We start from the raw sequence: 17452 nt of genomic DNA, 5'->3' as shown, positions 1-17452 counted from the left end.
TATTTTAACCAATTTTGAACACAAACATAAAATATATGATTGAAAAAGGTGCTGTATTCCCTATGTTTTATCTTCCGCCGGTTGAATATTTTATAAAGCTAAACACTTATAAACCTGATATCCTGATAGAAAGAGAAGAACATTTCCCTAAACAAACCTACCGTAACCGGGCCAACATCTATTCGCCTGATGGCGCATTGGCCCTGGTGGTGCCTGTAATAAAAGGTTCAAAAAATCACACAAAAATTAAAGATGTTAAAATAAGTTACGATTTTAACTGGCAGCGCCTTCACTGGCAAAGCCTGAGCGCCTGTTACCGGCGGTCGGCTTATTTTGAGTATTACGAGGATGATTTTGTTCCGTTTTATCAAAAGGAAAAGCAGGTTACCTACCTTTTTGATTATAACGAACAGCTTTTACAATTGCTGCTCAAACTCATCAAAATTAAAATCGAAATAAAATATACGGAGGAGTATCATCCTGAATATACATCCATCCCGGACCTCAGAATGTCCATTCATCCAAAAAAAGAAACAGCGCCCGAACAAAAACCGTATTTTCAGGTTTTTGAGGAGCGTAACGGTTTCCTTAAAAATTTGAGTATTGTTGATCTGTTATTTAACCAGGGCCCGCAAAGTATTAATTATTTATAGATGGACAGCAGGATTAAACGTGTAAAGTATAAGGTACGGAGGCGTCAGGGGAATGTTGGAGACCAGCCGGGATTAATAGTTATACCTGACGATGCGCTAAAACCGCACGTTGCTATGTTTTCTTACAACAAAGATGAACTGGTAACATCAGAAGGCAAGAGCATTAAGGTGATACTGGACCAGTTTAAAAAATGCGACAACCACACCCATTGGATAAAAGTTAACGGCCTGGGCGATGCCGAACTGATTGAGCAAATTGGCATCCATTTAAATATAAACCCCCTGGTGCTGGAAGATATAGCCAACACCCATCAGCGCCCCAAATTTGACGAGTACAATGATTATGCTTTTGTCACCAGCCGTATAGTTCACTTCAATAAGGAGGATGAATTAATAAACAATCAGTTTTCGGCTATAATTAAGGATAACCTGATCATTAGCTTTGAAGAGGATCATGAAGAGTACTTTGAGGCGGTTAAACTGCGGCTTAAGGCTGGCAAGGGCGCTATACGCACTGCCGGGCCGGGTTATATGTGTTACGCCCTTACTGATACTATTATTGATACCTACTTTATGCTGCTGGCCCAGATAGGCGATAAACTTGATCTTATTGAAGACAAGGTATATACTGACGCTGATAAAAGTATCATGTTTAATTCCCAGCAAATAAAGCGTACACTGATCATTATACGCAGGGCAAGCTGGCCCGAACGTGATAAGATCAACGATATGATCCGTTCTGAAAGCCCGCTGATAACAGCTGAAGTTAAAATATTTTTGCGCGATGCCTATGACCATTGCATACAGGCTATGGACCTTATAGAGAATTACAAGGAGGTAACCTCAAGCATCATTGACCTGTACCTGTCAATGGTGAGCAACCGTATGAACGAGATCATGAAGGTGCTCACCATTATTTCGGTAATATTTATTCCCTTAACCTTTATTGCCGGTATTTACGGGATGAATTTTGCCCGGCAGGACGACAAAGGGCATGTTATTCCAGATAACATGCCCGAGCTATACTGGCATCACGGTTACATTTATGCAATTGTCCTGATGTTTTTAATTGCAATAATCCAGGTATTTGTATTCTGGAAAAAGGGCTGGTTTAACAAACTGTAAACGTACTACAACAGCATACTGTATCAGGTTATTTCTTAAACTCCGGCCTTAAGTCGGCAGCCATGGCTTTTCTGAATTTCATCACCTTTGGTACTGACACCTGCTCAATATAAGGGTTATCGCTATGTGTTCTGTAATAACCCTGATGATAGGTTTCGGCCGGGTAAAAAGCAGCAAACGGCACTACCTGGGTCACTATCGGGTTAATATAATGTTTTGATTCGTTCACCTTTTTAATGGTGGCCAATAAAGTATTTTTTTCTTCGGGTGTGCGGTAAAAGGCAATAGAACGATAATCAGTACCCTCATCAGGCCCCTGGCGGTTTAAAGTAGTAGGATCATGGGCAAAGAAAAAGGCTTCGGCCAGCTTATCATAACTGATAACCGTAGGGTCATAGTAAATCTGCACTGTTTCGGCATGATTTGTATTTTGTGAACTAACCTCCTGGTATGTGGGGTTCTTGGTGTTACCACCGGCATAACCCGAAACAACCTTGTTAACACCTTTTAGCTCAGACATGGCCTCACTCATGCTCCAGAAACAGCCGCCGCCAAAAGTGGCTACAGCCTCTCCGGTTTTGGCCTTTGGTAGCGAGGCAAATTTACCTGATGATTGCCCGTTGGCACAGCCAACAAATAAAAAAACACCTGCGATATATAAGATCAACTTTTTCATAATTATAATGATTTTACTTTTTAGTCGTATATACGCACCAAACCTTTCAGGTGGATGGTCATAATAAGGTAATGTTAAAGCAGTCCCGGCGTTATCTGACGGATCTTTTTACCATGGCCAATATCTCGCCCAGTCCATTTGTTTTTATTTCAAACGCAGTTGATAACAGCATCCCCATTTTGTCTTTGGTAAAGCCTTTCCCGGCCATCCATTCCAGGTAATACACAGGCAAATCGGCTATTAGGGTACCTTTATATTTACCATACGGCATTCTGGTTTGTACAATATCAATTAATATTTTAGGGTCAGGCTGTATATTTTCCACAGTGTAAAGTTAAAACATAACCAATTAGGTAAGCTTCTTTATCATCAATTAGTTTAATGCTATTATCAAGTGCAGGTGTCATGAACAATAAGTTTACAAACACAAATGGTCAAAAATGTGTTAATTATTACTAAATGATTTATTATGGAACAACAATTTGAAGCGAAGCTTACCGGTACCGACAGTGCAATTGACGGCATTGTGCAGGCAATAACATACCCTAATTTTGCCAATGCCTATGAATTTAAGTCGACCGACGGTACGCTGCACCTGATCATCGCTAAAGATGCAGATGGGCAATGGATTAGATTAACAGGTACAGAGCCTTATTTATCAGGCTGGGTAGATGAACTGGCAGAACAGGTTACTGCTAAATAAAAAAGTTGATCAGGTTAAATTACCTAATAAAAATGCACAAAGCAAAGCGACCAGCATATTGAACAACTGGTCGCTTTGTTTAATAAGCTAATAACCTAATTATAATTTAACAGGTTTCATTTTAGGCGAAAGCAGGTGCATGATAAACCATGCCAGCAAATAAGCACAACCACATATCAGGAAAATAATATTATATCCTGTTATCAGGTTCCCGCTTTCTTTATAAAATTCCAATATATGTCCCACTAAAAATGGGAATAATATACCACCTACCGAACCGGCCATACCACCTATACCTACAACCGAGCTAAGCGCCCTTTTAGGGAATACATCTGACGCGGTAGTAAAAATATTGGCACTCCAGGCCTGGTGGGCCGCTGCCGCTAAACTGATCAAACCTACTGCCTGCCAAATATTAGTTGCATACTTTGCTGTTACTATAGGTATTACGCATAAAGCAAATATAAACATGGCAGTTTTACGGGCTTTAAACACCGGCCATCCCTTTTTAATGAAGTACGATGATAAATATCCACCGCCGATACTCCCAATTGATGTGGCCGTATAAACTATGATCAAGGGCAAACTTGGTTTGGTAAGATCAAGATGAAATGTACTTGAAAAATAAGAAGGTAACCAGAACAGGAAAAACCACCATATTGGATCAGTTAAAAATTTACCAATAACAAACGTCCAGGTTTGCCTGATACCAAATAACTGTACCCATTTTATTTTGTTTTCATCTTCTTTTATAGCCGAAAGCTCCGCGTCGCTATGAATAAATGCAAATTCCTCGGGGGTGATTTTTTTGTGTTTTGCGGGTATCTCATAAAATATCCACCAAAATATAAGCCATATAAAACCGATGGCCCCGGTAATTAAAAAGGCCATCTCCCATCCATAAATACCTAATATCCAAGGCACCATTACAGGCGCAACTACTGCTCCAATATTAGCTCCGGAGTTAAATATTCCGGTAGCCAGCGCCCGCTCCTTTTTAGGGAACCATTCGGCCACTACCTTTATAGCCGCCGGAAAATTACCTGATTCGCCTAAGCCCAAAGCAGCCCTAACTATTCCAAAACCCAAGGTACTTTTAACAATAGCGTGAAGCATAGCAGCTACGCTCCATACAATTAATGATATGGTATAACCTAATTTGGTACCTATTTTATCAATAAAACTACCAAAGGCTAATAGTCCTAACGCATAAGCCGTAGCAAATGCCATTACAATATAACCGTAGTCAGTTTCCGTCCATTTAAACTGGACTTCCAACACAGGTTTTAATAAACCAATAACCTGCCTGTCAAGATAGTTTATGGTAGTGGCAAAAAATAGAAGTGTAACTACTACCCATCTGTAGTTCCCAACTTTGGTTTCTTTCATTATAATTAGTTTTAATTGGTTATTTACTGGCTTGAACCATCTCCGTTAATTTAATGGCATCGGCATACAACTGCTCATATAAGCGGTTTTCCAGCACGTTTTTGCTGATGAGTTTACTTCCCATACCTACTGCGCAAACACCCGCTTTGAACCACGTACTAATGCTGTCGATATTAAGATCTACCCCACCGGTTGGTATAAACAACTGACCTGCAAATAGCTCTTTTATGGATGCCATAAATTCCGGCCCTAAAATATTGGCAGGGAATAATTTTATTAGTGCAGCCTCATGCTGCTGTGCAGTATGAATTTCTGTAGGGGTCATGCATCCGGGTATCCACAACAGATCATATTGCCTGGCTATGGCCCCTACTTCGGGATTTATAACAGGTGCAACAATAAAATCGGCACCTGCAGTAATAAAAACGGTTGCTTCCGCGGCTGTTTTAATGGTGCCAATGCCTAACTGCAAATCGGGCATTTCTTCCTGCTGGGCCTTTTTTAAAACTGTAAAGTTGGCCAGCGCTGCCGCGCCGCGGTTGGTGTATTCAAATACCCTTATACCAGCTTTGTAAAGGGTGCGTACTATCTCCAAACTTACCTGCGAATCTTCATAAAAAAAAAGCGGTAATGATCCCTGGGTTAATATGGCGTCAAGTACTATATCTTTCTTGCTCATTGTTTTATTGCTTTTGTAATTTCATTAACCGTTTTAGTCGTGGCGTCGCCTTCTATAAATAGTTTCTGGTAAGCTGCCGAAGTTGCAAATTCAAGCGTTTCCAGCGGATCCAAGTTGTTGTAAAAACCATAGATCAGTCCTGCCATAAAACAGTCGCCGCTGCCTACCTTATCTACCACTTTATCTGTATCATATTGCTTTGAACTATACAGATGATCGCCATTATATAATGCGGTGTAATAATCAATACCCTCACCTGCGTCAAAGCGGAAGGTATTGGCCACTGCCTTGCATTTAGGGTACTGGCTAATTATGCTTTTTGATGAATTAAGTGCCTCTTTAAGGTAAATGCTTTTTTGGCCTGATTCTGTAACATCCGGTTCTACGGCAATACCCAGCATCCGTTCGGCAGCCCAAATATTGCCCATTATCAAATTGGCATATTTTACCAGTTGCGGCATTATATCAATGGGCTGTTTACCATATTGCCAAAGCCTTGACCGGTAGTTCAGGTCAACCGAAATGGTGATATTTCTGGCAGTTGCGGCTTCCAGTACTTCGGCACAAACATCAGCAACGTTTTGACTGATAGCCGGGCATATCGCGCTAAAATGAAACCAGCTAACACCATCAAGTACTTTATCCCAGTCAACCTGCCCGGGTTTTAAAGCCGCAAATGCCGAATTAGCCCGGTCATATATCAACGCGTTGTTCTTGATGTCTTTCCCACGTGTTAAATAATATAAACCAATGCGGTCACCGCGTATAAAAACAGGTGTAGTATCAATTTTTTTGTTCTGAAGATATCCCAGTATTTGTGCCGACATCTCATTATCAGGCAGGGCAGTAAAATAAGCAGATGGTAATTCCCATAAGGCCAAAGCTGTAGCCACATTCAATTCGGCCCCGCCTACAAAAAAAGGCAACTGATTATCAGACAGCCACTGTCCGTTTGCATCAGGGCAGATCCTGAGCAGCAACTCGCCAAATGAAAGTATAGTGCCTTTCGATGCTCCGTTTTCAAAAAGGTTACTCATTACTGCTTATCAAAATTAAAGTAGTTCTTAGCGTTGTAGTAACATATATCCTGTACTATTTTGCCGGTCCATTCGATATCGTTTGGAAGTTCTCCGTTCTCTATGTCCTCTGCAAACAAGTTACAAACCAACCTGCGGAAATATTCATGCCTTGGAAATGATAAAAAGCTGCGTGAATCTGTTAGCATACCTACTAAGCGGCTCAACAAACCTATGTTCGACAGCGCATTTAACTGTTTGGTCATACCGTCCTTTTGATCCAAAAACCACCAGGCCGAACCAAACTGGACTTTACCTGCTACGGAACCGTCGTTAAAATTACCGGTCATGGAAGCCATCAGTTCATTATCTGCCGGATTTAAATTATACAGTATGGTTTTTGCCAGTTGGTTATTCAAATCCAACTTGTTTAAGAAACGGGATAAAGCTACGCCCTGGGTAAAATCGCCAATTGAATCCCAGCCGGTGTCAGGTCCGGATTGTGTAAGCCCGCGGGTATTATTGTTGCGCAATGCCCCAAGGTGGTATTGCTGCACCCAACCTTTTTCATGATCCCACAAGGCAAAGTGAAATAACATGGCCGATTTGAACTTTGATATTTCCAACGGCAACAAAGCTTTCTTGCTTCTTATCTTTAAAAATATAGTGGCAATTTCGCTGTCGGTATAATCTTCAGCATAAATTTGCTCAAGGCCATGATCTGATAACTGGCATCCATTATCCGCGAAATAGTCATGACGTTTTTTTAATGCTTTCAAATAATCGTCAAGATTTGAAATGGCAGTATCAGCAACAACCTCTGTTTGATCAATATAAGCATTCAGCGCGGCCAGGTCATCAGCGTTCATAGCCTTGTCTGGTCTGAAAGTTGGTAATACTTTTACACTATAGCCATCCTGTTTTATTTGCTGATGATAAGCCAGGTTATCAAGCGGATCGTCAGTAGTACAAACCACTTCTACCCGCTTACTTTTTAAAATATTGCGTACACTAAATTCCGGGGTTTGCAATTTGGCGTTACAATCGGCATATATTTTTTGCGCTGTGGCCGGCGAAAGTATTTCGTGAATGCCAAAATAACGCTGCAACTCCAGATGTGTCCAGTGATATAAGGGGTTACGCAAAGTATAGGGTACCGTTTCGGCCCATTTTGCAAACTTTTCCTCATCTGTTTTATTACCGGTTATATACTCCTCATTAACCCCATTGGCACGCATGGCACGCCATTTATAATGATCGCCATATAACCATACATGGGTAAGGTTTCTAAAATTAATATCGGCGGCTATCTGGTCGGGCGGCAAATGACAATGGTAATCAATTATAGGTAGCTCGCTGGCATACTCATGATACAGGCGCTGGGCCGTTTTGTTAACGAGTAAAAAATCCTGATCTAAAAAACTCTTCATTAGTAGTTAAGCAGATAAACTGCCTTTAAATTAAAATTTATACTTTATCATATAAGGAGCGTTTAACGCCCAACTCCAACCCTCTTAATTCGGCAAGGCCTTTTAACCTTCCAATTGCCGAATATCCATGATAGGTTTTATAATTAAAATCATCCAGCAATTTATGCCCATGATCGGGGCGCATGGGTATCGCAACATCCTGGCGACCGCTTTGCTGGCGTTTTTGTTGTTCAAGGATGATATTTTTCATTACAGCGTACATGTCTGTACTGCCGTTTAAGTGTTCTGCTTCATAAAAGCTTCCGTCATCTTCGCGCTGTACATTACGTAAATGCAAAAAATGAATGTGTTGGCCTAATCGCTCCACTATTCCGGGCAGGTCGTTATCTGCCCTTGCTCCTAATGAACCGGTGCAAAAAGTTAAGCCATTGCTTGGAGAAGGGCTAAAGTTAACCACATCGGCAAGGTCCTGCTCTGTTGATACTACCCTGGGTAATCCTAATATAGGAAATGGCGGATCATCAGGGTGTATGCACATTTTTATTCCAGCGGCTTCTGCACCAGGGATAATGCCTTTCAGAAAATATCCAAGGTTATTTTTTAACGCCGCGGCATCCGTATCAGCATATTGTTTCAAGTGCTCTTTAAACTCAGGGATAGTTAGCACTTTATTTGTACCAGGCAGGCCGGCCATCAGGTTATTAATAAGCTGCCCCTTTTCGTCAGGGCTTATATTGTTGAGATAATTTTTAGCTGCCTCCTGCTGTTCAGGAGTAAAATCATTGGCAGCGCCCTCCCGTTCAAGTATAAAAAGATCAAAAGCAGCAAGGGCATTGGCGTCATACCTTAATGCAGTTCCTTTATTAGGCAGCGGGAAATCCAGATCGGTACGCGTCCAGTCAAGCACGGGCATAAAATTATAGCATACGGTGTATATGCCGGCAGCCGATAGATTTTTCAGCGTACTTACATAATTTTCAATGTATTTATCCCGGTCGGCCGACGCTGTTTTTATGCTTTCGTGAATGTTAACACTCTCCACAACCGACCATGTAAGCCCGGCAGCTTCAATCATTTTTTTCCGTTCGTTGATTTCATCCAAACTCCACACTTCCCCGCTTGGGATGTGGTAAAGTGATGTAACTATGCCTGTGGCTCCTGTTTGTCTTATAGCCGTAAGTGTAACCGGATCGGTAGGCCCAAACCAGCGAAATGTTTGTTCTAAATTATTAACCATGGATAAATGGTATCGTATATAAAAGGTGTGTTGTGAGCGGCAAATTACACATCATTCTGGCAAGTTGAAAGTGATATTAAAAAACAATCAACGCAAACGTTTGCGGATATCAGCTAAATAAATGCAAGTTACAATTTGATGTATATGTAAGTATAAAGCGTTTTAGCAAATGACTCATCTATATAAACAACAAGAGCGACAGATCATGTGACTTGTCGCTCTTGCTTATATCCGGTTGTAATTAGCTGCTACCAGAAAATTGAATAAAGCGCAACTACTATACCTGTTACAATAAGCGCCCCGGCAGTAAAAGCACGCGACGTTTTAAACATTGATGCATCTATCTCCAAACCATTGGTTGTAACACCCCTTGCTTCATCGATCTTTGAAATGATATACATACCAACAACGCAAATTACAAATACAAAGCCCATACGGTCAAGGAATGGTATTTCGTATAACTTAGTAACTTTATCGTCCTGTAGCGCAAGTTTTGAAAAACCATAAGGCGACAGGAAGCTCAGATCAGCAAAGCGCGGTAACAATTTAAAGAAGCACGACATAATGAAACCACCAATTGTAGCAAACAAGGCCGCATTTGAAGTGGCTTTTTTCCAGAAGAAGCCCAAAATAAACATGGCAAAAATACCAGGAGAAACAAAGCCGGTATATTCCTGAATGTATTGGAAACCCTGTTTACCTTCGCCCATTAAAGCATTGCCTATTAACTCAGATAACAGGATACCTAAAACCATAGCTACTACAACACTCCATTTACCCAGGCTCACCAGTTTTTTATCGGTAGCGCCAGGATTAATTGCCTTTTTGTAAATATCTAAGGTAAATATGGTAGCAATACTATTTGCCTTACCCGCCAAAGAAGCAACAATAGCCGCGGTAAGCGCTGCAAACGACAACCCTTTTAAACCTCCGGGCAACAAATTCAACAACGATGGGTAAGCTTTATTAGGATCAGTTATGCCAGATGCGCTCATCATTTCCTGATGGAACATACCTTTTTGATAAAGTACATAAGCAGCAATACCTGGCAGTACCACAATAACAGGCATCAATAATTTCAGGAATGCCGCAAACAGGATGCCTCCGCGCGCGGTTTTCAGATTTGCACCTAATGCCCTTTGCGTAATATACTGATTACATCCCCAATAGTTTAGGTTGGTAATCCACATACCGCCTATTAAAACCGTTAAACCAGGCAAATCCATATAATTGGCGTTGTCCTTTTTAAAGATCATGTGGAAATGGTCATTAGCTTCATTATACATTGATTTAAAGCCGCTCATGATACCAGGCGTATCTGTAAAGGTACTCAGCTTGTTAAGCGCCAGATAAGTGGCAACCAAACCGCCTAATATTAATACAGCAACCTGTATAACATCGGTATAGCCAATTACCTTCATACCACCCAGGGTAATTATTACTGCGAATATAGCCAATAGCCAGATACACAGGTGAATATCAAGGCCTGAAATACCACTGATAGCCAAAGCGCCAAGGTATAAGATAGACATCAGGTTAACCACAATGTACAATAAAAGCCAAAATACAGCCATGATCATGGCAACCGTTCCATTATACCGTTGATGCAAAAACTGAGGCATAGTGAATATCTTGTTTTTAAGATATACAGGTATAAAAAATACCGCTACTATGATCAGTGTAATGGCGGCCATCCACTCGTAAGTTGATATGGCCAACCCCATCTTAAATGCCGATCCGCTGGTTCCGATAAATTGTTCTGCAGAAATGTTGGAAGCGATAAGCGATGCACCGATGGCCCACCAGGTTAATGACCCTTCGGCCAAAAAGTAGTCTTTTGAGGTAGCATCGGCGTTGTGTTTACGTTTATATACCCACCAACCATAGCTGGCAACTAATACAAAATAGATCAAAAATACAGCATAATCGCCATTAGAAAGGGTTTTCAGGTTCATTGTTTGGTTCTGTTGGTTTTAATATGTTAGATTGACAATTATAAACTATATATACCGATTTATCAAGTTTTCTAAATATTCTTGTTTGCCGCTTGTGGCTTTAGGTTCGCCGTTGGCAATTGCATAGTTACGTAAATCTTCTAACGAAAGTTTGCCTGTTTCAAAATCGTTACCCGCTCCTGAGTCAAATGAAGCATACCTGTCTGCACGTATTTTTTTGTATTCTGATTTTTGCAATATATTATCAGCAATTACCAGGGCACGGGCAAAAATATCCATGCCCCCAATGTGGGCATAAAAAAGATCAGCCGGATCGGTTGAGTTACGGCGTATCTTGGCATCAAAGTTAATGCCGCCTCCCTGTAAACCACCTGCTTCCAAAATAATGAGCATTGATTCAGTTATTTCATTGATATCATTCGGGAACTGGTCTGTGTCCCAGCCATTTTGCACATCACCGCGGTTGGCGTCAATAGATCCTAACAAGCCAGAATCAGCAGCCACCTGCAGTTCATGCTGAAAAGTATGCCCGGCCAGTGTAGCGTGGTTAACCTCAAGATTCAGTTTAAAATCGTTCATCAGATCGTATTTCTGCAAGAAGCCCAATACGGTAGCCGCATCATAATCATACTGGTGTTTGGTAGGCTCGCATGGTTTTGGCTCAATAAAGAAGTTGCCTTTAAAACCGTGCTTGCGGGCGTAATCTTTAGCGGTATGTAAAAATTGGGCCAGGTGCTCCTGCTCGCGTTTCATATTAGTGTTCAGCAGGCTCATGTACCCTTCACGGCCACCCCAGAACACATAATTTTCGCCGCCTAAAGCAATGGTTGCGTCAATGGCAGCCTTAACCTGCGCGCCTGCATGGGCCAGTACATGAAAATCAGGATTGGTTGATGCACCGTTCATATACCTTTTGTGGCTAAACAGGTTTGAAGTACCCCAAAGCAATTTAACACCGCTTGCCGCTTGTTTTTGCTTGGCATAATCAACCAAAGCCTGTAAACGCCTGTCGTTCTCATTCACATCATTACCATAATCAACCACATCCACATCATGGAAGCAATAGTATGGCAGGTTCATTTTGGTAATAAACTCAAATGCTGCGTCCATTTTATCTTTGGCCCGTTCAACAGCATCTGCTTTTTCATCCCATGGAAATACGTGGGTAGCGCCGCCAAACGGATCGGCACCGTTACCGCAGAACGAGTGCCAGTAAGCACAGGCAAAGCGTAAATGATCTTTCATGGTTTTGCCGGCCACTACCCTATCCGCGTCGTACCAGCGAAAAGCCAGTGGATTATCAGATTGCGGTCCTTCGTATTTAACCTGACCTATTTCTTTAAAAAATTCTTTTTCTCCTGTTATTATGCTCATAATGCTTAATTGTTGAATTAGTTATTTAATGAATTGTTGAGTTATTTTAATTTTTAGTTGTGTTTTTTCTTTAACCTTTTGCTTTTAACCGTTCGTCTAAAAGCTCCTTCCATTCCTGGTAAACAGGTTCAAATTGCTGGCTTGATGGTTCAATTAATTGAATAGGCGCAATGTTGCTGAAAGCCTGGGCAGGCGATGTAAATATCCCGGCACCAATCCCCGCCCCTAAAGCTGCCCCTACGCTGCCATCGTTGTTATATAGCTCAACCGGAACGCCGGTGGCATTTACAAAGGTTTCGGCAAATAGTTCGCTTAAAAACAAGTTGCTTTTCCCGGCGCGGATCACCGTTGGATTCATGCCGTTGCTGCGCATAATATCCAACCCGTAGCGGAAAGCGCTCGCAATTCCTTCCTGAACGGCCCTGAAGATATGAGCAGGCGTATGTAAATTCAGATCGATGTTTTGAAAATGTGCCCCTACCTGCTTATTATTAAGCATGCGCTCGGCTCCATTGCCAAATGGCAAAACTTGTAAACCTTCGCTGCCTATCGGAGCTTTTTTCGCCTCGTTATTTAATTGGGTGTAACTTAGTCCATTTCCAAAATTGTTTTTGGCCCAGCGATATAAGCTACCTGTACCGTTAATACATAATAGTACCCCTAAATGCTTTTGCTGTTCGGTGTAATTAACATGCGCAAAAGTATTAATGCGCGATTGCTGATCATAAGTAAGCTGATCGCTAACTCCATAGATCACTCCTGAAGTTCCTGCTGTTGCAGCCACCTCCCCGGGATTTAGTACATTTAAGGAAAGCGCGTTGTTAGGCTGGTCGCCCGATTTATAAGTAACCGGGATACCGGCTTTTAAGTTCAGTTTCTGTGCTACGGATGCCAATAAGGTGCCATGTGATGAAAACACAGGCTTAACAACCGGAAACAGGCTTTGGTCAAATCCAAAATAATTGATGATATCTTTAGAAATGCTGTTGGTTTCAAAATCAAAGAACACCCCCTCAGATAAAGCGGATACCGATGTAGTGATATCACCTGTAAGTTTCATGGCGATATAATCGCCCGGGAGCATTACCTTATCTATTTTGGTGTATATTTCAGGTTCGTTCTCTTTTACCCAGGCCAGTTTAGAAGCTGTAAAGTTGCCCGGCGAGTTAAGCAGATGCGACAAGCATTTTTCTTCGCCTATGGCACTGAAGGCCTTATCGCCTATTTCAACGGCACGGCTATCGCACCATATAATGCTATCGCGCAATACGTTCTGGTCTTTATCAACCAAAACCAAACCGTGCATCTGGTAGGCAATGCCTATAGCGGCAATATCCGCAGGATTATAAACCTTTTTAGCATGACAGCGTTCCAATGCCAGTTGTGCCTGCTCCCACCACATTTGCGGCGATTGCTCGGCCCAGCCCGGATGCAACGCCTTGATCGGCGATTCCTCGTCGGGGTATTGTGCTGAGGCGACTATTTGTTGAGTAGCACTATCAACAATGCCTATTTTAACAGATGAAGTACCTATATCGATACCTAATAGCAGCATATTTTTATGAGGTTATGGCGTGAACAATTAAAGTGTGTTTATATTTTGGTAACTTAACGAGACGAAATTAAATAAATATTTGAAATTGCAATCGATTGCGTAAAATATTTTTTCCAACTTGCACTTTATAATGAAGAAAGTAAAACGTACCACCATTTATGATATTGCCGACAAGTTGGGCATAACGGCATCTTCCGTGTCACGGGCATTGAACAACAGCAGCCAGGTGAACGAAAAAACGAAGGAGCTCATCATGAAAACCGCTGATGAACTTAATTATAAACGGAACATACTGGCGTCAAACCTTCGTAAGGGACAATCAAAAACTATTGGTGTTGTTGTGCCCCGAATTAACCAGAACTTTTTTTCGAACGTAATTGCGGGCATTGAAGAAATCACCTATCAAAAAGGATACAATCTGATAATCTGCCAATCGGGCGAACAGCATGATAAAGAGATACAATGTGTAAACACACTCATAAATCAGCATGTGGATTGTATTGTGATATCCGTATCTGCGGATAGCTATGATTATCAGCATTTGCAAAATGTGCTTGATCATGGCATTCAATTGATACAATTTGACCGGGTTGCCGAGGAGCTGGAAACTTTAAAGGTGATCAATGATAATGTTCAGGCATCATTTGAGGCTATGTCGCATTTAATTGAAGGTGGCTACAAACGGATAGGCTTGCTTGAGGGACCTCAGAATCTCAGTATTTTCAAACAACGTAAAGAAGGATATTTAAAAGCCTTACAACTGTATAATATCCCGGTAATTGAAGAACTGATAGTAGAAAACGCCTGGACAAAGGAGCTTGGAGCCCAGGGTACCCGAAAACTACTAAGCCTGCCCCACCCTCCTGATGCTATATTTGCATCCACATCTGATTTTTCGGCCCTGGGTGTGCTGGATGTGGCCAATGCCATGGGTATCAAAGTACCATCAGAACTTGGCATTTGCGGTTATGCAAATGAGAGCTTTTCTGAGATCACTAACCCGTCTATTACCACAATTGACCAGTTTAGCGTTTACATGGGTAATACCGTAGCTAATTTATTTTTTCAGGAGATTGGGAATACGGACACAACAGCCAAGCCAAAGACCATCAGCATAAAACCCGAACTGATCATCAGGGGTTCTACATTAAAAAACGGCGTGCATTAATAAATTTTGCACACTAATACAACATGTTACAGTAGAAAATTACATTTTATAATTAATATCAATAAACAAATCTTAACACATTTGTTACATTATAGCTTTAACTTTCAACCATTATTTATATAGTTAAAATATGGATGATTTTATTGCAGCAAGGTCGCAAATGGCCTTATCATTAGGTTTTCATATCATATATTCATGCATAGGTATGGTGATGCCTGTTTTTATGGCCATATCACATTATAAATGGATAAAAACCAAAGACCAGGTATATAAAAACATCACCATAGCCTGGAGTAAAGGCGTAGCCATATTTTTTGCCACAGGAGCAGTTTCGGGCACTATGCTTTCGTTTGAACTTGGTTTATTATGGCCCGGATTTATGAAACATGCCGGCCCGATATTCGGAATGCCTTTTTCGCTGGAAGGTGTGGCTTTTTTTATTGAAGCTATAGCTTTAGGCTTTTTCCTGTATGGCTGGAACAAACTTAACACCTGGTTTCACTGGGCCACGGGTGTTGTGGTGGGTATCAGCGGTATAGCATCGGGAATACTGGTGGTATCAGCAAATTCATGGATGAACAGTCCTTCGGGATTTGATTTTGTAAACGGAAAATATCTTAATATCGACCCGCTGAAAGCCATGTTCAATGAAGCCTGGTTTTCAGAATCGCTGCATATGACCATAGCGGCATTTTCGGCCACTGGCTTCGCCGTAGCGGGTATCCACGCTTTAATGATCTACAGAAACCGTAATGTTCGTTTTCATAGCAAGGCGTTCAAGATCGCTATTATATTTGGCGCTGCTGCGGCTATTTTACAACCGTTAAGCGGCGATATATCGGCTAAAGGTGCAGCCAAAAGGCAGCCTGCCAAGTTAGCAGCGATGGAAGCATATTTTCATACTCAAACTTATGCTCCTTTGGTTATTGGCGGTATACCGGATACTGCCGCCAAAAAAGTAAACTATGGCATTGAGATACCGGGCCTGCTGAGCTTTTTGGTACATGATAATTTTAAGCAGGAAGTTAATGGTTTGGATAAAATACCGGTTAAGGACCAGCCACCCGTGGCAGTTACCCATTACGCCTTTCAAATCATGGTTGGCTTTGGTGTGCTGATGTTATTTATTGGTGTTTTATACTTTATTGCGTTATGGTGGCGAAAGAACTGGTTTACTAAACCGTGGTTTTTAAAAATGTTTATCTGGGCAACACCGACTGGCTTTATTGCTTTAGAAGCCGGCTGGACAGTTACTGAAGTTGGCCGCCAGCCGTGGATAATTCAGGGCGTTATGCGTACCAGCGAAGCGGTAACTCCAATGCCGGGTATACAGTACTCTTTTTACTTGTTTACCTTTATTTATTTTACCCTGAGTGTATTTGTCATTTTCCTGCTTAAAAGGCAAATCCAAATGGTACCCGAATTGTACGACCGTTAACCCCGTAAAATTATGTTATACGTTGTTATCCTGTTTTTATTTGCTGCTATTACGCTTTACTTTTTGTTGGGCGGGGCCGATTTTGGCGCAGGCATTATTGAACTTTTCACATCAACCGATAATAAACACCGCACACGCAAAACCATGTATCAGGCCATAGGACCAATATGGGAGGCCAATCACATGTGGCTTATTATTACTGTTGTTATTTTATTTGTGGGCTTCCCGACTATTTATAGCCAAATGTGCATTTACCTGCATATTCCGTTATTGATTATGCTAATGGGTATCATTGCCCGCGGAACAGCATTCTCGTTCCGTAATTATGATGCCATAAAGGACGAAAAAACACAAGGCTTTTATAACCACATGTTTGTTTACTCCAGCTTTGTTACACCTTTATTTTTAGGCATTATCGCGGGCAGCGCCTTATCAGGTCAGATAGATCCTACGGCAAAAACCTTTGCCGGCGCTTACATTTTCAGCTGGCTCAATTGGTTTTCTGTTGCGGTAGGCTTTTTTACCGTTGCCCTTTGCGGCTTCCTTGCCGCCATTTACCTGGTTGGAGAATCTACCGAACTATTTGATATAAAACGCTTTATAAAAAAGGCTAAGGTTATGAATATAGTTGCTGTTATATGTGGCTCACTGGTTTTTTTGGCCTCACATTTTGAACATGTTCATCTTGCTAACTGGATATTTGGAAACCCGCTAAGCTTAATAGCGGTTATTGCAGCTACTTTGTCTTTAATATTATTATGGTTTATCATCTCCGACAAAAAGAACAGGCAATGGATAAGGGTGCTGGCAGCATTTCAGGTAAGCATGATCCTGATATCGGTTGGACATACCCGTTTTCCGCGCTTTGTGATATTTAAAGACGGAAGCTCCATGTCGCTGCTTACAGACCATGCCACTTCCAAAACCATTGATGATCTGGGCATAGGTTTATTGGTGGGCAGTTTGTTTATACTCCCTGCATTAGGCTATTTATATTATAGTTTTAAAAAGAAAGTTCCGGGAAAACCTGCTGAACATTGACTTTAAGATCAAC

The 17452-nt window shown here is 41.5% G+C and carries 16 protein-coding genes; 6 read left to right on the top strand and 10 right to left on the bottom strand.

Annotation, left to right across the window (positions count from 1 at the left end; genetic code table 11):
• Positions 1-14: 14 nt before the first annotated feature.
• Positions 15-653, top strand: coding sequence for a WbqC family protein (locus J2W55_RS06570; protein WP_310093315.1), 639 nt, complete (start codon positions 15-17; stop codon positions 651-653).
• A complete protein-coding gene (gene corA, locus J2W55_RS06565; protein ID WP_310093312.1) occupies positions 654-1778 on the top strand; it encodes a magnesium/cobalt transporter CorA in 1125 nt (374 codons plus the stop codon).
• A gap of 28 nt (positions 1779-1806) precedes the next feature.
• On the opposite strand, the gene msrA is transcribed toward corA, so the two are convergent.
• Together msrA and J2W55_RS06555 are read right to left on the bottom strand one after the other, a co-directional pair.
• Complete coding sequence (gene msrA, locus J2W55_RS06560) at positions 1807-2454, bottom strand: peptide-methionine (S)-S-oxide reductase MsrA (protein ID WP_310093311.1); 648 nt, start codon at positions 2452-2454, stop codon at positions 1807-1809.
• A gap of 91 nt (positions 2455-2545) precedes the next feature.
• Positions 2546-2779: a DUF3820 family protein gene (locus J2W55_RS06555; protein WP_310093309.1), complete on the bottom strand. Its 234-nt coding sequence runs from the start codon at positions 2777-2779 to the stop codon at positions 2546-2548.
• A gap of 144 nt (positions 2780-2923) precedes the next feature.
• Here J2W55_RS06555 and J2W55_RS06550 point away from each other — a divergent pair, with 144 nt between their 5' ends.
• Entirely contained in the window at positions 2924-3157 is a 234-nt protein-coding gene (locus J2W55_RS06550; RefSeq protein WP_310093307.1) for a hypothetical protein, read from the top strand.
• 99 nt (positions 3158-3256) lie between these two features.
• Here the strand turns inward: J2W55_RS06550 and J2W55_RS06545 are convergent, their stop codons facing one another.
• The 8 genes from J2W55_RS06545 to J2W55_RS06510 form a co-directional block, all read right to left on the bottom strand.
• A complete protein-coding gene (locus J2W55_RS06545) occupies positions 3257-4546 on the bottom strand; it encodes an MFS transporter (protein WP_310093305.1) in 1290 nt (429 codons plus the stop codon).
• Positions 4547-4565: 19 nt separating this feature from the next.
• Entirely contained in the window at positions 4566-5225 is a 660-nt protein-coding gene (locus tag J2W55_RS06540) for a beta/alpha barrel domain-containing protein (protein ID WP_310093303.1), read from the bottom strand.
• Positions 5222-6262 (bottom strand): PfkB family carbohydrate kinase, encoded by a 1041-nt coding sequence (locus J2W55_RS06535; protein WP_310093301.1) that lies wholly within the window; start codon positions 6260-6262, stop codon positions 5222-5224. The genes J2W55_RS06540 and J2W55_RS06535 overlap by 4 nt, the downstream gene beginning before the upstream one ends.
• The gene (uxaC, locus tag J2W55_RS06530) at positions 6262-7671 is read right to left on the bottom strand and encodes a glucuronate isomerase (RefSeq protein ID WP_310093299.1); all 1410 of its coding nucleotides are present in this window, start codon (positions 7669-7671) and stop codon (positions 6262-6264) included. The genes J2W55_RS06535 and uxaC overlap by 1 nt, the downstream gene beginning before the upstream one ends.
• A 37-nt stretch (positions 7672-7708) precedes the next feature.
• Positions 7709-8908 carry a mannonate dehydratase gene (gene uxuA, locus J2W55_RS06525; protein WP_310093297.1) on the bottom strand — a complete coding sequence of 400 codons (1200 nt, stop codon included), beginning with the start codon at positions 8906-8908 and terminating at the stop codon, positions 7709-7711.
• A gap of 248 nt (positions 8909-9156) precedes the next feature.
• The gene (locus tag J2W55_RS06520) at positions 9157-10857 is read right to left on the bottom strand and encodes a sodium/sugar symporter (RefSeq protein WP_374726361.1); all 1701 of its coding nucleotides are present in this window, start codon (positions 10855-10857) and stop codon (positions 9157-9159) included.
• 51 nt (positions 10858-10908) lie between these two features.
• A complete protein-coding gene (gene xylA, locus J2W55_RS06515; RefSeq protein WP_310093292.1) occupies positions 10909-12237 on the bottom strand; it encodes a xylose isomerase in 1329 nt (442 codons plus the stop codon).
• Positions 12238-12307: 70 nt separating this feature from the next.
• Positions 12308-13792, bottom strand: a complete 1485-nt coding sequence (locus tag J2W55_RS06510; protein WP_310093290.1) for a xylulokinase — start codon at positions 13790-13792, stop codon at positions 12308-12310.
• Between the two features lie 130 nt (positions 13793-13922).
• Between J2W55_RS06510 and J2W55_RS06505 the strand changes: the two genes are divergently transcribed.
• From J2W55_RS06505 to J2W55_RS06495, 3 genes are all read left to right on the top strand, one after another.
• Positions 13923-14960 (top strand): LacI family DNA-binding transcriptional regulator, encoded by a 1038-nt coding sequence (locus J2W55_RS06505; RefSeq protein WP_310093288.1) that lies wholly within the window; start codon positions 13923-13925, stop codon positions 14958-14960.
• Positions 14961-15090: 130 nt separating this feature from the next.
• Positions 15091-16398 (top strand): cytochrome ubiquinol oxidase subunit I, encoded by a 1308-nt coding sequence (locus J2W55_RS06500; RefSeq protein ID WP_310093285.1) that lies wholly within the window; start codon positions 15091-15093, stop codon positions 16396-16398.
• A 12-nt stretch (positions 16399-16410) separates the two neighbouring features.
• Positions 16411-17439 carry a cytochrome d ubiquinol oxidase subunit II gene (locus J2W55_RS06495; RefSeq protein WP_310093283.1) on the top strand — a complete coding sequence of 343 codons (1029 nt, stop codon included), beginning with the start codon at positions 16411-16413 and terminating at the stop codon, positions 17437-17439.
• Positions 17440-17452 lie beyond the last annotated feature (13 nt).

Origin of the sequence: Mucilaginibacter pocheonensis (assembly GCF_031456535.1) — a bacterium.
Taxonomy (GTDB): Bacteria; Bacteroidota; Bacteroidia; order Sphingobacteriales; family Sphingobacteriaceae; genus Mucilaginibacter; species Mucilaginibacter pocheonensis.
Note: the sequence above shows the minus strand (reverse complement) of the source record. Positions and strands in the feature narration are given on the sequence as shown.

Coding starts and splice junctions, on each gene's coding strand:
- corA (WP_310093312.1), top strand. CDS start 654: ATGGACAGCAGGATTAAACGTGTAAAGTATAAGGTACGGAGGCGTCAG.
- msrA (WP_310093311.1), bottom strand. CDS start 2,454: ATGAAAAAGTTGATCTTATATATCGCAGGTGTTTTTTTATTTGTTGGC.
- J2W55_RS06550 (WP_310093307.1), top strand. CDS start 2,924: ATGGAACAACAATTTGAAGCGAAGCTTACCGGTACCGACAGTGCAATT.
- J2W55_RS06545 (WP_310093305.1), bottom strand. CDS start 4,546: ATGAAAGAAACCAAAGTTGGGAACTACAGATGGGTAGTAGTTACACTT.
- J2W55_RS06540 (WP_310093303.1), bottom strand. CDS start 5,225: ATGAGCAAGAAAGATATAGTACTTGACGCCATATTAACCCAGGGATCA.
- J2W55_RS06535 (WP_310093301.1), bottom strand. CDS start 6,262: ATGAGTAACCTTTTTGAAAACGGAGCATCGAAAGGCACTATACTTTCA.
- uxaC (WP_310093299.1), bottom strand. CDS start 7,671: ATGAAGAGTTTTTTAGATCAGGATTTTTTACTCGTTAACAAAACGGCC.
- uxuA (WP_310093297.1), bottom strand. CDS start 8,908: ATGGTTAATAATTTAGAACAAACATTTCGCTGGTTTGGGCCTACCGAT.
- xylA (WP_310093292.1), bottom strand. CDS start 12,237: ATGAGCATAATAACAGGAGAAAAAGAATTTTTTAAAGAAATAGGTCAG.
- J2W55_RS06510 (WP_310093290.1), bottom strand. CDS start 13,792: ATGCTGCTATTAGGTATCGATATAGGTACTTCATCTGTTAAAATAGGC.
- J2W55_RS06505 (WP_310093288.1), top strand. CDS start 13,923: ATGAAGAAAGTAAAACGTACCACCATTTATGATATTGCCGACAAGTTG.
- J2W55_RS06500 (WP_310093285.1), top strand. CDS start 15,091: ATGGATGATTTTATTGCAGCAAGGTCGCAAATGGCCTTATCATTAGGT.
- J2W55_RS06495 (WP_310093283.1), top strand. CDS start 16,411: ATGTTATACGTTGTTATCCTGTTTTTATTTGCTGCTATTACGCTTTAC.